We start from the raw sequence: 13,905 nt of genomic DNA on the forward strand, positions 1-13,905 counted from the left end.
GCACAAATTCAGTAATTCCCTAAGAAAGATTTTTTATCTTTGATATCAAGGCTTTCGTGTAATTCAGACCATACAATCACTACTTGCTCAGATTTTAACTGAGCAAGTAATCTCTCTCGTTTTTCAGAGAGTGAAAGCTCTCTCACACCGTAATCCGTCCCTTCTCGTAAAATAAAAGAGTCGAGAATGTTGTTTAACGTTGTTTCTTCCAAAGATTGCCAAGGAATAATCATTATCTATCCTATGTAGAAAACTAATAGAAAAGTGGCTTAATCAACGCCCACTGTTTTTCAAAGTGTTGGTGCTGATTAAACGTAAAGTTTGAGCGAACAAGGCGTAAAAATTGCCCTTCACAGAAATTAACTAAATAACCTGCCAATGCCCGCTCATCGGCAAAGGCTCGCCCTTCTTTTAGCTTACGCATCTGAAGAATATTAACGAACTGTAGCTCTAACCCATCAAAAAATTTAGCAACACGAGCTTTAAGCTCTTTATCTTCAAACATCAAAGCGTGCCCTGTTAGAATGCGTGTCACCCCAGGGTTTTTTTGAGCAAATTCTAAAATAGTTTGTAAGATTGCTTTAACTGCCGATTCAGTGTTTTCTTTTCGCTTACTCGCATTGATATAACTGGTTAAAGTAAATTCAATTCGCTCAATTAGAGCTTCAAACATTTTGGTTTTGCTTGGAAAATAGCGATATAACGCCCCTTCTGACACCCCAACTGCAGCTGCCAAACGCTCCGTTGTAATACGCTGCATCCCTGTTTCAGAATTGAGTAAACTAATCAATACTTCCAACACTTGTTGCTGACGCTCTTTAATAGATTTTTTTGGCATTTTCACGACAATTTCTGTCATTTTATCCCCTTTTTACAAATTTTTAGCAGAAACTCACCGCTTATTACTGCTTACCTGAATGGCCAAAACCACCTTCACCACGTTCGGTAGCCGTAAAATCTTCTACTATATTAAATTGAGCTTGCACCACTGGCACAAAAACAAGCTGAGCAATGCGATCTCCCACATTCACTGTAAAGGCTTCTTGGCTTCTGTTCCATAATGAAACCATCAATGGACCTTGGTAATCACTGTCTATTAAGCCAACTAAATTACCCAATACGATCCCGTTTTTATGCCCTAATCCCGATCGTGGTAAAATTACCGCCGCCAAACTTGGATCTGCAATATAAATAGAGATGCCCGTTGGAATTAGCACCGTTTGCCCCGCTCCAATCGTTAATGGCTCATTGATTAACGCTCTTAAATCTAACCCTGCCGATCCTTCTGTGGCGTAAGTTGGAAGTGGAAATTCGTTGCCAATACGGCTATCTAAAATTTTTAAATCGATCTGTTTCATTTTATTTCCTTGTAAATCTTTAATCGGAATTTCAAGCTGATAATAAATTAACTAAAGAACCTTTGGCAAAAGTTGGAAAAGTTCCTTCACCTAAGTGATCTTGAATAACTTCTAACTTCATTGCACCTTTTCATACAAATCAATAATCTCATTGACTAAATGTGTAGCAAGCTGGCTTTTGTCGGTAAGCGGTAAGATTTTCTCGCCATTTTGCCAAAAGAGCTGAAGGCTATTTTGTTCTGAACCAAAAACCTGCCCTTCGGATACATCATTGGCACAAATTAAATCTAAATTTTTACGCTGTAGTTTACTTTTAGCATATGCCGCCACATTTTCCGTTTCTGCGGCAAAACCCACTGTGAAAGGACGATTCTCAGTCAAATTTGACACAGTGGCAATAATATCGGGGTTTTTAACTAATTTAAGCGTTAAATGAGCGTTATCGGCGGTTTTCTTGATTTTTTGTTCAGCAATCTTTTCAACACGATAATCCGCCACTGCAGCACAACCGATAAAAATGGCAGATTGTTGTGCAAATCTTACCGCTTGTTGCGCCATTTCTTGTGCTGAAATCACATCGACTCGTTCAACATTATTTGGGGTCGATAAATTTACTGGGCCACTAATTAAGGTTACTGTTGCCCCCCGTTTAGCAAAGGCTTCTGCAATCGCAAATCCCATTTTTCCTGAGCTATGATTGCTGATATAACGAACGGGATCAATCGCTTCACGAGTTGGCCCTGCGGTAATCGCAACCGTTAATCCTTGCAGATCTTGTGTTGCTGAAAAATGCTGTACTATATGTTGGAAAATTTCTGCAGGTTCAGACATTCGTCCTTCCCCCATATCGCCACAAGCTTGAAATCCGCTATTTGGCCCAACGGTCAATACACCTTGTGTACGCAGATTTTGCAAATTTTGCTGTACAACCGACCGCTTGTACATCTGTTGATTCATCGCTGGAGCTAACATTATCGGAGCTGCTGTCACTAAACAGAGGGTTGAAAGTAAGTCATTGCCCATTCCAATTGCTAGTCTTGCAATAAAATCTGCTGTCGCAGGAGCGATAACAATTAAATCCGCCCATTTTGCTAACTCAATATGCCCCATAGCCAGCTCCGCTTGCGGATCGAGCAAAGATTGTGAAACCGCATTACCTGAAATCGCTTGTAAAGTCAGTGGTGTTACAAAGGCTTCTGCCGCAGGTGTAAGTACTACTCGAACCTCTGCATTCGCTTTTTTTAGCAGACGAATCAGTTCAATTGTTTTATACGCTGCGATACCGCCAGTAATTCCAACAACAATTTTTTTGTTTTTGAGCATAGTAAGATCGCTTTTAGAAATAAAAGGCTATTTTACGCAAATAGGCACTTGCTCACAACGCCCTATTTTTGCGATCTCGATCGAAAAACCAACTAAAGTCTTTTGGTATAAGGCTTGCCTTCTTTTATGCTTTTTCCGCCAAAATTTAATTGAGTAAAAAATATGAAACAAATATCCAATAACCTAATGCCGAGAGAAAAATTATTACAATTCGGTGCAAAATCTTTAACTGATGAAGAGCTACTCGCCATTTTTCTACGCACAGGGGTAAAAGGATTGCCAGTGATGGAACTCTCTAATCAAGTATTGAATACCTTTGGTTCATTGCGTGGCTTGCTGACTGCAAACTTAGATGATTTTTGCCAAGTAAAAGGTTTAGGGAAAACTCAATATATTCAACTACAAGCAACAAAGGAGATGACCAAGCGTTATTTATCACAGCAGATGGAAGTTAATGAAACAATCAGCGCTCCCTACTTAGCGGTAATGTATTTCCAATCGGAGCTTGAAGACGATGAACGTGAAGTTTTTATGGTACTCTTTTTAGATAATCAACACCGTTTGATTAAACAAGAAAAGTTATTTTTTGGTACGATCAATCAAGCATCGGTGCATCCACGAGAGATAATCAAAGCCGCACTAAAATATAATGCCGCTGCGATTATTGTGGCACATAACCACCCATCAGGTAATTGCAAGCCAAGCGAAGCAGATCGTTATTTAACTCGAAAGATCGAAATGGCTTGCGATCTGGTGGATATTCGCTTTGTGGATCATATTATTGTGGGAAAAGGTGATTATTTTTCATTCGAAGAAGAGAAGTCCAATGCAGAAAATGAGCAAATTTCCCCTTGAATGAAAGGGGCAAAACAAGTATAATCCGCACTCTTTAAAATAGTCTGTGGGTCGGGTTATGTGCCTGACGAGGTCGTCAGATGGTGTTGAGCCCTTCTGGTAGCCCGAACCATTTAGCTTAAGCTTAAGTAATATCGGAGAATTAAAAATGTCTAGAGTCTGTCAAGTAACAGGCAAGCGTCCAGCAGTTGGTAACAACCGTTCGCACGCAATGAATGCGACAAAACGTCGTTTTCTACCAAACCTTCACACTCACCGTTTCTGGGTTGAGAGCGAAAATCGTTTCGTGACTTTACGCTTAACAGCGAAAGGCATGCGTATTATTGATAAAAAAGGCATTGATGCAGTATTAGCTGAGATCCGTGCTCGTGGCGAAAAAATCTAAGGAGTAACCAATGGCAGCTAAAGGTAATCGCGAGAAGATCAAATTAGTTTCAACTGCTGAAACTGGTCACTTCTACACAACAACTAAAAACAAACGTAATATGCCAGAAAAAATGGAAATCAAAAAATTTGATCCTGTTGTGCGTAAACACGTTGTTTATAAAGAAGCAAAAATCAAATAATTTTTGTTTTAGATTTAAGAAACCCAGCTTATGCTGGGTTTTTTATTTTTAACTAGGCAATAGTGTGCATTTATAGTTAATTAACATAAAATCTAGAGAATTAGACAGATGACAATTCACTATAAAAAGTGAGCATTTTTTTCCGTTTAGAATATGAATGTTAAAATTCAACCTAAACAAGAGAGTAAACTATCATATTTTATTCTAACAATCACAAGATGGGTTTATTAAATTTAGGTGGTAAAATAAAGCAACAGAGCGCACTGTCGTGAAAATCCGAGATTTGGAGTCAAATAAAGTAACTTCTTCGAAAATATAGTGCAATAAACCGAAAAAATTTTCCTTTATGCTTGAAGGAATATGAATATCTTTTAACGTTGTTACACCTAAAATACGGCTTAAAACATTGCGAAATTTAGGGGTAATCTAATACATCTAAAAACAATTAAATTGTGTCCGAGAGCAGAGTTGAACTGGCACGCCCCGAAAGGCGAGGGATTTTAAATCCCTTGCGTCTACCGATTCCGCCACTCGGGCACAACGCTTTAAATAATTGGAGCGGGAAACGAGGCTCGAACTCGCGACCCCGACCTTGGCAAGGTCGTGCTCTACCAACTGAGCTATTCCCGCATTGAATTGTTTGGTATGAATTTAAATGGTGCCCGAGGCCAGACTTGAACTGGCACGCCCCGAAAGGCGAGGGATTTTAAATCCCTTGCGTCTACCGATTCCGCCACTCGGGCACAACGCTTTAAATAATTGGAGCGGGAAACGAGGCTCGAACTCGCGACCCCGACCTTGGCAAGGTCGTGCTCTACCAACTGAGCTATTCCCGCAAAAAACGCTACGTGGCTGTAGCGTCTCAATGGCGTGCATTTTAGCGATTTATTAGAGTGTGTCAAACGGAATTTTAAAAATCTTTTTCGTTAGTTTAAAATTCACGCTTTTTGCTGAATTTTTGCAAGATTTTATTAAAATCTAACCGCTTAACCTATACTACATCTGATCTTGACTAAGATCTTCAATCAAGCTACTAACAAATGCTAATCGCTCTACCGAATTTTCCATTGGTTTACTAAAACGGAACTTATGTGGTCCATCAAATTTATAGGTTTGTTTATCCGATTGAATAAGTTTTAAGAACTTCATCGGGTCAGGTTGAGCGGTGGGTTTAAATTCTAAATATCCACCATTGATGCCTGCATCAACTTTTTTCAACCCTAACCCTTTCGCCAAATGGCGTAATTGTGTGATTTGAAATAGATTTTTCGTAGCTTCTGGCAATAAACCAAAACGATCGATCAACTCAATTTTAAGATCTTTCAACCCTTCCACATTTTCACAACTGGCAATACGTTTATAGAAAGACAAACGCATATTGACATCAGGTACATAATCATCAGGCAATAATGCGGGCACTCGTAGCTCGATCTCAACTTGTTGCTGAGTAATTTCATCTAAAGTCGGTTCACGCCCTTCTTGTAGGGCTTTTACGGCACTTTCAAGCAGATCCATATAAAGTGAGAAGCCGATAGATTCAATCTGTCCGCTCTGTTCACTTCCGAGTAATTCGCCTGCACCACGAATTTCTAAATCGTGGGTCGCCAACACAAAACCTGCCCCAAGATTATCAATACTACTCATTGCTTCCAAGCGTTGCTGTGCATCTTTGGTTAATGTTTTCGGGTGTGGCGTTAGCATATAAGCATAGGCTTGATGATGAGAACGCCCAACACGTCCACGCAACTGGTGTAACTGTGCAAGTCCGAACTTATCTGCTCGTTCAATAATAATGGTATTCGCTGTTGGGACATCAATCCCTGTCTCAATAATGGTTGAGCAAACCAACAGATTAAAACGCTGATGATAGAAATCGGACATTACTCGCTCTAAATCACGCTCTCGCATTTGCCCGTGTCCAATCACAATACGGGCTTCAGGCACAAGCTCTGATAATTTTTGAGCTGTATTTTCGATAGTCGCAACGTCATTATGTAGATAATAAACTTGTCCGCCACGCAGAATTTCACGCAAAATAGCTTCTCGAATAAGCAGATCATCACTTTGTCTAACAAAGGTTTTAATCGACAAACGGCGGGCAGGTGGGCTGGCAATGATAGAGAGATCACGCATTCCATTTAGTGCCATATTTAAGGTTCTAGGGATAGGTGTCGCAGTGAGCGTTAAAATATCCACATTCGCTCTTAGCTGTTTAATTCGCTCTTTTTGTCGAACCCCAAAGCGATGCTCTTCATCAATCACCAACAAGCCTAAATCTCGGAACTGCACATCACCTTGTAATAATTTATGCGTACCAACCAAAATATCGACTTTACCTTCGGCTGTTCGCTCTAAAATCTCTTTTTGTTCTTTTGCTGTTTTAAAACGAGATAATACTTCAACATTAACAGGCTGATTTGCAAAGCGATCTTTAAAATTTTCATAATGTTGCTGTGCTAACAACGTAGTAGGGGCAAGAATAGCAACTTGTTTTTGGTTCATTACTGCCAAAAAAGTCGCTCGCATTGCTACTTCCGTTTTACCGAAACCAACATCACCGCACACCAGGCGATCCATTGCTTTCGGTAAACACATATCACTAATTACCGCATTGATCGCTATTTTCTGATCTTCAGTTTCTTCAAACGGGAAAGTTGCACTAAATTGCTGGAAAGCCTCTCGATCATATTGAAATGCAAAGCCTTTTTGAGATTCACGTTTAGCATACACATCAAGTAATTCGGCAGCGACATCACGAATTTTCTCAGCCGCTTTCTGACGTGTTTTCGCCCACGCTTCACTGCCTAATTTATGTAAAGGAGCAGTTTCATCAGCCCCACCAATATAACGGCTAATCAGGTGTAATGAGGCAACAGGCACATATAATTTGGCATCATTAGCATAATTTAAAACTAAATATTCTGCTTTAATACCGCCTGCATCTAAGGTTGTTAGCCCTGCATAACGCCCAACTCCATTTTCTAAATGTACAACGGCTTGCCCTATTTTCAGTTCTGCTAGATTCCGAATTAAAGTATCGGGATTAACGGTTTTTCGTTGCTTCTCTCGGCTACGGTTCTGTTGAACTTTTTCGCCAAGCAGATCCGTTTCGCAAATGATTGCAAGAATCTCACCGCTTGCTTGCTCGATCATAAACCCTTGATCTAAATTCCCAATCATCAAATTAAATGGATCTGACACTTGCTCTAGTTTTTTGATTTGCTTAGGTTTAATACCCAGTGGCGAAAGTAGCTCTAATAACGTTTCCCGCCTGCCTTCCGTTTCTACCGAAAAGAGTATCTGCCCCGTCAGCTTTTGGCAAAATTGCTGGAATTGAGCAAAAGGCTCTTTACTGCTTGATTGAATCGCAATATCAGGCAAAGGTTGTAAATTGGCATTCTGTTTTGCCGCAGATTTTCTGACTTTCTCGCTGGTTAAACTCAAGCGTGCATAACGTTTAAGTTGTTGATTTATTTCATCAATTGCAAACCATAACTTATTTGGTGCAAGCAATGGACGCATTGGATCAACTCTACGGCTTTCATAACGCTGTTCAGTATCTCGATGAAACTGCTCTGCCTTAGCTTGAATATCATTGAAAGTGATGAACAACGTATTTTCAGGCAAATAGTCGAATAAACTCGCCATTTGCTCAAAAAAGAGCGGCTGCCAATACTCAATACCAGCGTTCAAAATGCCTTTACTTACCTGCTGATAAATATGCTCTGGCTCTCGGCGAATTTCGCCAAACTGCTCACGAAATTGACCACGGAAAAACTCAATGCCTTTACTGTCAGTTGGAAATTCGTGAGCAGGCAATAAATTGATTTCTGCAATCTCGGCAATAGTGCGTTGATTATCCACATCAAAAGTACGAATTGAATCAATTTCATCATCAAAAAAATCTAAGCGATACGGTTGCTCTGCCCCCATAGGATAGAGATCAAGCAATGCCCCACGCACCGCATATTCACCATATTCTAAAACTTGCTCAACAGCTCGATACCCCGCATTTTCAAGTTGTAAGCGTAATTTCTCAATCGAAAATGTATCGCCTTTTTTGATCAATAGAACATTATTCGCTAAATAACTCGGTGGACATACCTTTTGCAATAACGTACTTATCGGCAACAATAAAATCTGTTTTCTGCCTTGTTGTAATTGGAAAAGTGCAGAAAGACGAGCTGAAATAATATCTTGATGGGGCGAAAAATTATCATAAGGCAAAGTTTCCCAATCAGGGAAAAGCTGCACTGGCAATGGCGTAAATTGCGATAAACTTTTTTCTAAACGTAATGCAGTGCGAGTATCGGGCGTAACAACCACACTCAAGCCATTAAATTGCTGGCTCGCTTCCGCAATGGCAAGCGTATCGGAATGCCCCACAAGATTACCTAACGTTTGGTGATCTTGATGGGTGCTGTCGCTTTTGGGTAAAGTAAATTGAAGTAATGACATAAGCGGTTTGATTTTAAGAAAATTCTGTAAAATGAATGTAGTTTACTCGCTATAAAGTTGAGTTGCAAAATATCCCCAAAATCCAACCGCTTATTTTTATAATTTATATTCTAAAGGCTTTTATAATTCGCTCAACCACTTGAGTGCCAGTTCTTCAAGGCTAAAACCGAGTAAAATGTAGTAAATTTGGAACTGATCATTATGTAGTGGTAAATGATATTGGAAGTCGTGGGCTCGTTCAAAGGCGTTGAGTATAACGTGGTAAATTTATTAGAAGTGCTGATTTAAGAAATGTTTTTCATAGTTTTTCTTAATCTTATTAAATTACAAAAGTACTATTTTACCTTGTGTTACGCTAAAACGTTTATCTGACTGTTGTCCTTGCCAGTGCATTTGGTTAAGCTGATCTTGAGTAATAGCGGTAACGAAAACTTGTGAACCGCTTTGACGTAAGCGTTCTGCTAATAAAGCTCTTTTGGTTGGGTCTAGCTCTGATGCAAAATCATCAATTAAAAATAGACATTGACGGGATTTTTGGGTAATTAAATATTCCCCTTGTGCCAAACGTAATGCACACATCAGTAATTTTAGCTGCCCACGAGAGAGAACATCTTCCACAGGTAATCCGTTGGCTCTGAAGCGGAAATCTGCTTTTTGTGGCCCAACCATTGTGTACCCCACAGTGCGATCTCGCTCAAAACCTTGCATTAAAATCTCACTATATTCACTCTCTTTTTCCCAACCTTGATGAAAGCTGACTGTAATTTCTAATTCAGGTAAGAAAAATTGGCAGGTTTTTTCAATTTCAGGGCGGAGAGCTTCCGCATATACAGCTCGCATATCACTCACAAGATGAGCTAATTTTGCTAATTCGATATCCCAAGGACGTAATTCTGCATAATTTCGGACTTGAGCTAAAGCTGCATTTCGCTGTTTAAGCAAGCGTTTGAGGTTTGCCCAATGGTTATAAAATTCATTATGCTGATGAAATAATCCCCAATCCAAAAAAGCTCGGCGATAGGTTGGCCCACCATTTAACAAAGTCAGCCCTTCTGGTGTAATTACTTGCATTGGCAATAAATGAGCGAGATCGGAAATCTTTTTTCCATCTTCACCATTGATTTTGAGTGTAGTATCGCCCTGCCTAGTTTTTTGTAACCCGACTGACCATTCGTGTTTCGCTTCTTCTACTCTACCGAATAACACAAAATGATCGCGTTCGTAGTTAATTACCCGATTACTAATATGGCTTTTAAAGGATCTGCCATGTCCTAAATAAAAAATGGCTTCCAACAGGCTAGTTTTGCCACTCCCATTTTCACCAATTAAAAAGTTAAAGCCGTGGCTCAATTCGAGATCCACGGCAGTTAAATTACGAAAATTATTGATAATTAAACGAGATAATGACATTACAAGCGGTGTGATTTTTGATTATAAACGCATTGGCATTATGACATATTCCGCCGTTGAATTATCACAATCTTCAATTAAACAACTTGAGTTTGCATCAACTAAGTTAATGCGAACACGTTGGCATTTTAACGTATTTAATACATCTAATAAGTAGCTGATGTTAAAGCCAATTTCCATTTCCACATTTTCGTACGAAACATCAACAATTTCTTCTGCTTCTTCTTGCTCTGGGTTATTGGCTGTTAATTTCAATAAATTTTGGCTTAATGCTAAACGCACTCCACGGAAACGTTCATTAGATAAAATCGCGACACGTACCAAAGAGCGTTTTAAGCTTTCAGCATCGGCTTCCAATACACGATCTGCATTACGCGGGAATACTCGGCGATAATCAGGGAAACGCCCATCAATCAATTTTGAGGTAAAGACGATACCGTCCATTGATACACGCAAATTATTCGTGCCAATTTCTAAACGTACCGCATTATCGCTATGTCCGACTAAACGAGCTAACTCAAGTACCGCTTTGCGTGGCACAATCACTGAATGAGTTAAAAGCTCTTGGTTGAGTGGAATGGTACAAACTGCAAGGCGATGACCATCAGTCGCGATGGTTCTTAATAAATTTCCTTCCGTTTCAAACTTCATTCCATTTAAAAAGTAACGGGCATCTTGGTTTGCCATTGAAAATTGAGTCGCATCAATTAAGCGAGCAAGCGTTGCTTGATCGATAGTAAAATCTACTTCAGGTTTCCAATCCATTAAATTTGGATAATCTGATGCAGGTAAAGTTGCTAAATTGAATTTGCTTCGATCTGCACGAATTAAAGCTCGATCTTCTTCAAACTGTACCGAAATCACGCTATCTTCTGGTAAAGCTCGGCAAATATCTAAGAATTTCTTTGCAGGAATGGTAAATTTTCCTGCGGATTTAACCGCTTGTGCCAGCTCTGCTTGGGTGGTTAATTCTACTTCTAAATCTGTCCCTGTTAATGCAAGGCGATTACCTTCAATTTCGAGTAGAACATTATTGATGACAGGAAGGCTTGGGCGGCTATTCAATACCCCACAAACCTGTTGTAAAGGTTTTAGTAATTGTTCACGAGTAATTGTAAATTGCATAACCATTCCTTAAGACGATAATTTACGGGTTAAGTTAGTATAATCTTCTTGAATACTGCTATCTGTATCACGCATTTCGCTGATTGTTTTACAAGCGTGCATTACAGTAGTGTGATCTCTACCACCAAATTCTCGCCCAATTTCAGGCAAGCTATGGTTAGTCAGTTCTTTCGCTAGTGCCATCGCCATTTGGCGTGGGCGAGCAACGGATCGAGTTCTACTTTTTGATTTTAGATCCGCCATTTTTATATTGTAATATTCCGCAACGATTTTCTGAATATTCTCGATCGTAATTAAATGATCGTAAGATGCAATAAGATCCTTTAAGGCTTCACGCACCGCATCAACAGTAATCGGACGATGAGTAAAGTTGCTCCACGCAATCGCACGATTCAATGCCCCTTCCAATTCTCTTACGTTAGTTCGTAATTTTTGTGCAAGGAAAAAAGCAACATCTTCTTCTAAATATACGCCACGTTCTTCGGCTTTTTTCATTAAAATTGCAACTCGGGTTTCAAGCTCTGGCGGCTCAATAGCTGCATTTACGCCCCAACTTAAACGGGAGCGAATACGCTCTTCAATATTTTCAATGTTTTTAGGAAATACATCAGACGTTACAATGATTTGTTTACTACGTTCAAAGAGTGAATTAAAGGTATGGAAAAATTCTTCCTGTGTAACTTCTTTGTTGGCAAAAAACTGAATATCATCAATCATTAATACATCTAACGAGCGATAAAATTTCTTAAAATTTTCAATGGTATTTGCTTTAATTGCTTTTACCATATCTTGCACAAAACGCTCCGAATGAATATAAACCACTCGGGCATTCGGCTTATGACTCAAAATTTCATTACCAATAGCGTGCAATAAGTGAGTTTTACCCAAGCCTGTTCCACCATACAATGAAAATGGATTGCAGTGATTCTCTCCAGGGTTTGCGGCAACTTGTTGAGCAACGGCTTTCGCCAGTTGGTTGGATTTACCTTGCACAAAGTTGCCAAAAGTGAGTGTTTCGGTAATGCCTGTGCGTAGATTTGGGGATACAAGCTCACTCTCAACCTTCTCTACCACAGGTGTAGCCTGCGGCTCAGTCGGCTTGGAACCAACCCTGAGAGAAACTTGTAGCTCATCACTTTTAGCCAAAAAACGAGCTAAGCCTGTAATCTCCGTAATAAATTTATCTTGTACCCAATTTGCCACAAACTGATTTTGAGCATAAAGAACCAGCTCCCCATTCACAAGATCTGCTTGAAGTGGACGTAGCCAAGTACTGTAATCTGTTGCGGAAACTTTTGTTTGTAAATGGCTTAAACAATCAGACCAAAGGGAAGACACGATTTGCTCCAAAATAGTAATGAAAAGGGTTTGTTATGATACCTGAAAAATTGGTTAAGATCTCACGATCTTACAAAAATTTCTGCCTATTTGAAAAGAGAGTCGAAGATCTGTTTTAAGAAGTAGGAAATAAGCGGTAAGATTTTAGCAAAAGCTTGCAAATTGCTCATCTAAAACAACCGCTTTGATAGATAAATTATTTTTACTAACGTTGGCGAGCTTTAAAGCGTGGGTTCGTTTTGCAGATCACATAAAGTTTACCTTTACGGCGAACAATTTGGCAATCTGGGTGACGAGATTTTGCTGTTTTCAGTGAATTTAAAATTTTCATTGTGTTTCCTTATTTTTTACTCGTTAAGCTTGAAATACCTTTAAAGCGTTCATTAAATTTACTTGCACGCCCTTCAGTATTGGCTTCACGACGTTTACCCGTATAAACAGGATGTGATGCTGAAGAAGTATCTAACGGATAAAGCGGATACTCTTTGCCATCTTCCCAAACCATTGTTTTACTGGTACTCGCACAAGAACGAATAACCCAGCCTTGTTGTACACTGCTGTCATAAAACAAGACTTCACGATAATTTTCAGGGTGGATTCCTTTTTTCATATAAACTCCAAATAAAACCATAAATAAAAAGTGGATTTATTTTGCCTGATATTTTGAAAAATAGCTATAATTTTTTTATGGCTTTTAAAAATTTGGTTTCTCAACGTTTATTGAGCTAAAATATACTAGGCTAACGTTCATTATTACATTGTTACTTTTCAATTAAGGGGAACTACAATGGTTCAGCAACCATTTCTTATTGCACCTTCTATTCTTTCTGCGGATTTAGCTCGCCTAGGCGATGATGTAAATGATGTGCTGAACGCAGGAGCTGACTTAATTCATTTTGATGTAATGGATAACCATTATGTGCCGAATTTAACTTTTGGGCCTGCAATTTGTAAAGCATTGCGTGATTACGGTATTCAATGCCCAATTGACGTGCATTTAATGGTAAAGCCTGTTGATAGAATTATTCCCGATTTTGCCAAAGCAGGTGCTAATATTATTACTTTCCACCCCGAAGCCAGCGAACATATCGACCGCTCATTACAGCTTATTCGAGATAATGGCTGTCAAGCTGGCTTAGTGTTTAACCCTGCAACACCACTACATTATTTAGACTATGTAATGGATAAGATTGATGTGATTTTATTAATGTCGGTAAACCCTGGCTTTGGCGGACAAGCCTTTATTCCTTCGACTCTAGATAAATTACGAGAAGTTCGTCGCCGTATTGTTCAAAGTGGACGTAATATTCGCCTTGAAGTTGATGGTGGAGTAAAAATCAATAACATCGCAGAAATTGCACAAGCAGGAGCAGATATGTTTGTTGCAGGTTCTGCGATTTTTGACCAAGCCGACTATAAAGCTGTTATTGATCAAATGCGAAAAGAATTGAGTAAAATTTAAGGGACTGTAT

At 39.3% G+C, this 13,905-nt stretch carries 14 protein-coding genes, 4 tRNA genes and 1 pseudogene; 5 read left to right on the forward strand and 14 right to left on the reverse strand.

What is annotated here, in order from left to right; all coding sequences use genetic code 11:
* Positions 1 to 8 precede the first annotated feature (8 nt).
* The 4 genes from A1D26_RS01160 to coaBC form a co-directional block, all read right to left on the reverse strand.
* Positions 9 to 233, reverse strand: a complete 225-nt coding sequence (locus A1D26_RS01160; protein ID WP_157402290.1) for a YheU family protein — start codon at positions 231 to 233, stop codon at positions 9 to 11.
* A 20-nt stretch (positions 234 to 253) separates the two neighbouring features.
* Positions 254 to 859, reverse strand: a complete 606-nt coding sequence (gene slmA, locus A1D26_RS01165; protein WP_157402291.1) for a nucleoid occlusion factor SlmA — start codon at positions 857 to 859, stop codon at positions 254 to 256.
* A gap of 43 nt (positions 860 to 902) precedes the next feature.
* Positions 903 to 1,358 (reverse strand): dUTP diphosphatase, encoded by a 456-nt coding sequence (gene dut / locus A1D26_RS01170; RefSeq protein ID WP_157402292.1) that lies wholly within the window; start codon positions 1,356 to 1,358, stop codon positions 903 to 905.
* Between the two features lie 117 nt (positions 1,359 to 1,475).
* Positions 1,476 to 2,681 carry a bifunctional phosphopantothenoylcysteine decarboxylase/phosphopantothenate--cysteine ligase CoaBC gene (coaBC, locus tag A1D26_RS01175; RefSeq protein ID WP_157402293.1) on the reverse strand — a complete coding sequence of 402 codons (1,206 nt, stop codon included), beginning with the start codon at positions 2,679 to 2,681 and terminating at the stop codon, positions 1,476 to 1,478.
* A gap of 162 nt (positions 2,682 to 2,843) precedes the next feature.
* Between coaBC and radC the strand changes: the two genes are divergently transcribed.
* The 4 genes and pseudogenes from radC to A1D26_RS09730 all read left to right on the forward strand — a co-directional run.
* Complete coding sequence (radC, locus tag A1D26_RS01180; protein ID WP_198303022.1) at positions 2,844 to 3,536, forward strand: RadC family protein; 693 nt, start codon at positions 2,844 to 2,846, stop codon at positions 3,534 to 3,536.
* A gap of 148 nt (positions 3,537 to 3,684) precedes the next feature.
* Positions 3,685 to 3,921: a 50S ribosomal protein L28 gene (rpmB, locus tag A1D26_RS01185; protein WP_006251446.1), complete on the forward strand. Its 237-nt coding sequence runs from the start codon at positions 3,685 to 3,687 to the stop codon at positions 3,919 to 3,921.
* A 10-nt stretch (positions 3,922 to 3,931) separates the two neighbouring features.
* Positions 3,932 to 4,102: a 50S ribosomal protein L33 gene (gene rpmG, locus A1D26_RS01190; protein WP_005624479.1), complete on the forward strand. Its 171-nt coding sequence runs from the start codon at positions 3,932 to 3,934 to the stop codon at positions 4,100 to 4,102.
* A 302-nt stretch (positions 4,103 to 4,404) separates the two neighbouring features.
* Positions 4,405 to 4,532 (forward strand): annotated as a pseudogene (locus A1D26_RS09730) (IS1595 family transposase); the annotation flags it as partial.
* A gap of 23 nt (positions 4,533 to 4,555) precedes the next feature.
* Here the strand turns inward: A1D26_RS09730 and A1D26_RS01195 are convergent.
* The 10 genes from A1D26_RS01195 to A1D26_RS01240 form a co-directional block, all read right to left on the reverse strand.
* Positions 4,556 to 4,639: transfer RNA gene (locus tag A1D26_RS01195), tRNA-Leu, on the reverse strand.
* Positions 4,640 to 4,656: 17 nt separating this feature from the next.
* Positions 4,657 to 4,732: transfer RNA gene (locus A1D26_RS01200), tRNA-Gly, on the reverse strand.
* Between the two features lie 26 nt (positions 4,733 to 4,758).
* Positions 4,759 to 4,845, reverse strand: a tRNA-Leu gene (locus tag A1D26_RS01205).
* Positions 4,846 to 4,862: 17 nt separating this feature from the next.
* Positions 4,863 to 4,938, reverse strand: a tRNA-Gly gene (locus A1D26_RS01210).
* Positions 4,939 to 5,098: 160 nt separating this feature from the next.
* The gene (gene mfd, locus A1D26_RS01215) at positions 5,099 to 8,560 is read right to left on the reverse strand and encodes a transcription-repair coupling factor (RefSeq protein ID WP_157402294.1); all 3,462 of its coding nucleotides are present in this window, start codon (positions 8,558 to 8,560) and stop codon (positions 5,099 to 5,101) included.
* A gap of 324 nt (positions 8,561 to 8,884) precedes the next feature.
* Positions 8,885 to 9,970, reverse strand: coding sequence for a DNA replication/repair protein RecF (gene recF / locus A1D26_RS01220; protein WP_157402295.1), 1,086 nt, complete (start codon positions 9,968 to 9,970; stop codon positions 8,885 to 8,887).
* Positions 9,971 to 9,991: 21 nt separating this feature from the next.
* On the reverse strand, positions 9,992 to 11,095 hold the full coding sequence (gene dnaN, locus A1D26_RS01225; protein WP_157402296.1) for a DNA polymerase III subunit beta: 1,104 nt from the start codon (positions 11,093 to 11,095) through the stop codon (positions 9,992 to 9,994).
* 9 nt (positions 11,096 to 11,104) lie between these two features.
* Positions 11,105 to 12,445, reverse strand: a complete 1,341-nt coding sequence (gene dnaA, locus A1D26_RS01230) for a chromosomal replication initiator protein DnaA (protein ID WP_198303024.1) — start codon at positions 12,443 to 12,445, stop codon at positions 11,105 to 11,107.
* Between the two features lie 193 nt (positions 12,446 to 12,638).
* Positions 12,639 to 12,764, reverse strand: coding sequence for a type B 50S ribosomal protein L36 (ykgO, locus tag A1D26_RS01235; RefSeq protein ID WP_006249481.1), 126 nt, complete (start codon positions 12,762 to 12,764; stop codon positions 12,639 to 12,641).
* Between the two features lie 9 nt (positions 12,765 to 12,773).
* Positions 12,774 to 13,043 carry a type B 50S ribosomal protein L31 gene (locus A1D26_RS01240; RefSeq protein ID WP_157402298.1) on the reverse strand — a complete coding sequence of 90 codons (270 nt, stop codon included), beginning with the start codon at positions 13,041 to 13,043 and terminating at the stop codon, positions 12,774 to 12,776.
* A gap of 177 nt (positions 13,044 to 13,220) precedes the next feature.
* Here A1D26_RS01240 and rpe point away from each other — a divergent pair, with 177 nt between their 5' ends.
* The gene (rpe, locus tag A1D26_RS01245) at positions 13,221 to 13,895 is read left to right on the forward strand and encodes a ribulose-phosphate 3-epimerase (protein WP_157402299.1); all 675 of its coding nucleotides are present in this window, start codon (positions 13,221 to 13,223) and stop codon (positions 13,893 to 13,895) included.
* The last annotated feature ends 10 nt before the right edge of the window (positions 13,896 to 13,905 follow it).

It is taken from the genome of Ursidibacter maritimus (assembly GCF_009761395.1).
Taxonomy (GTDB): domain Bacteria; phylum Pseudomonadota; class Gammaproteobacteria; order Enterobacterales; family Pasteurellaceae; genus Ursidibacter; species Ursidibacter maritimus.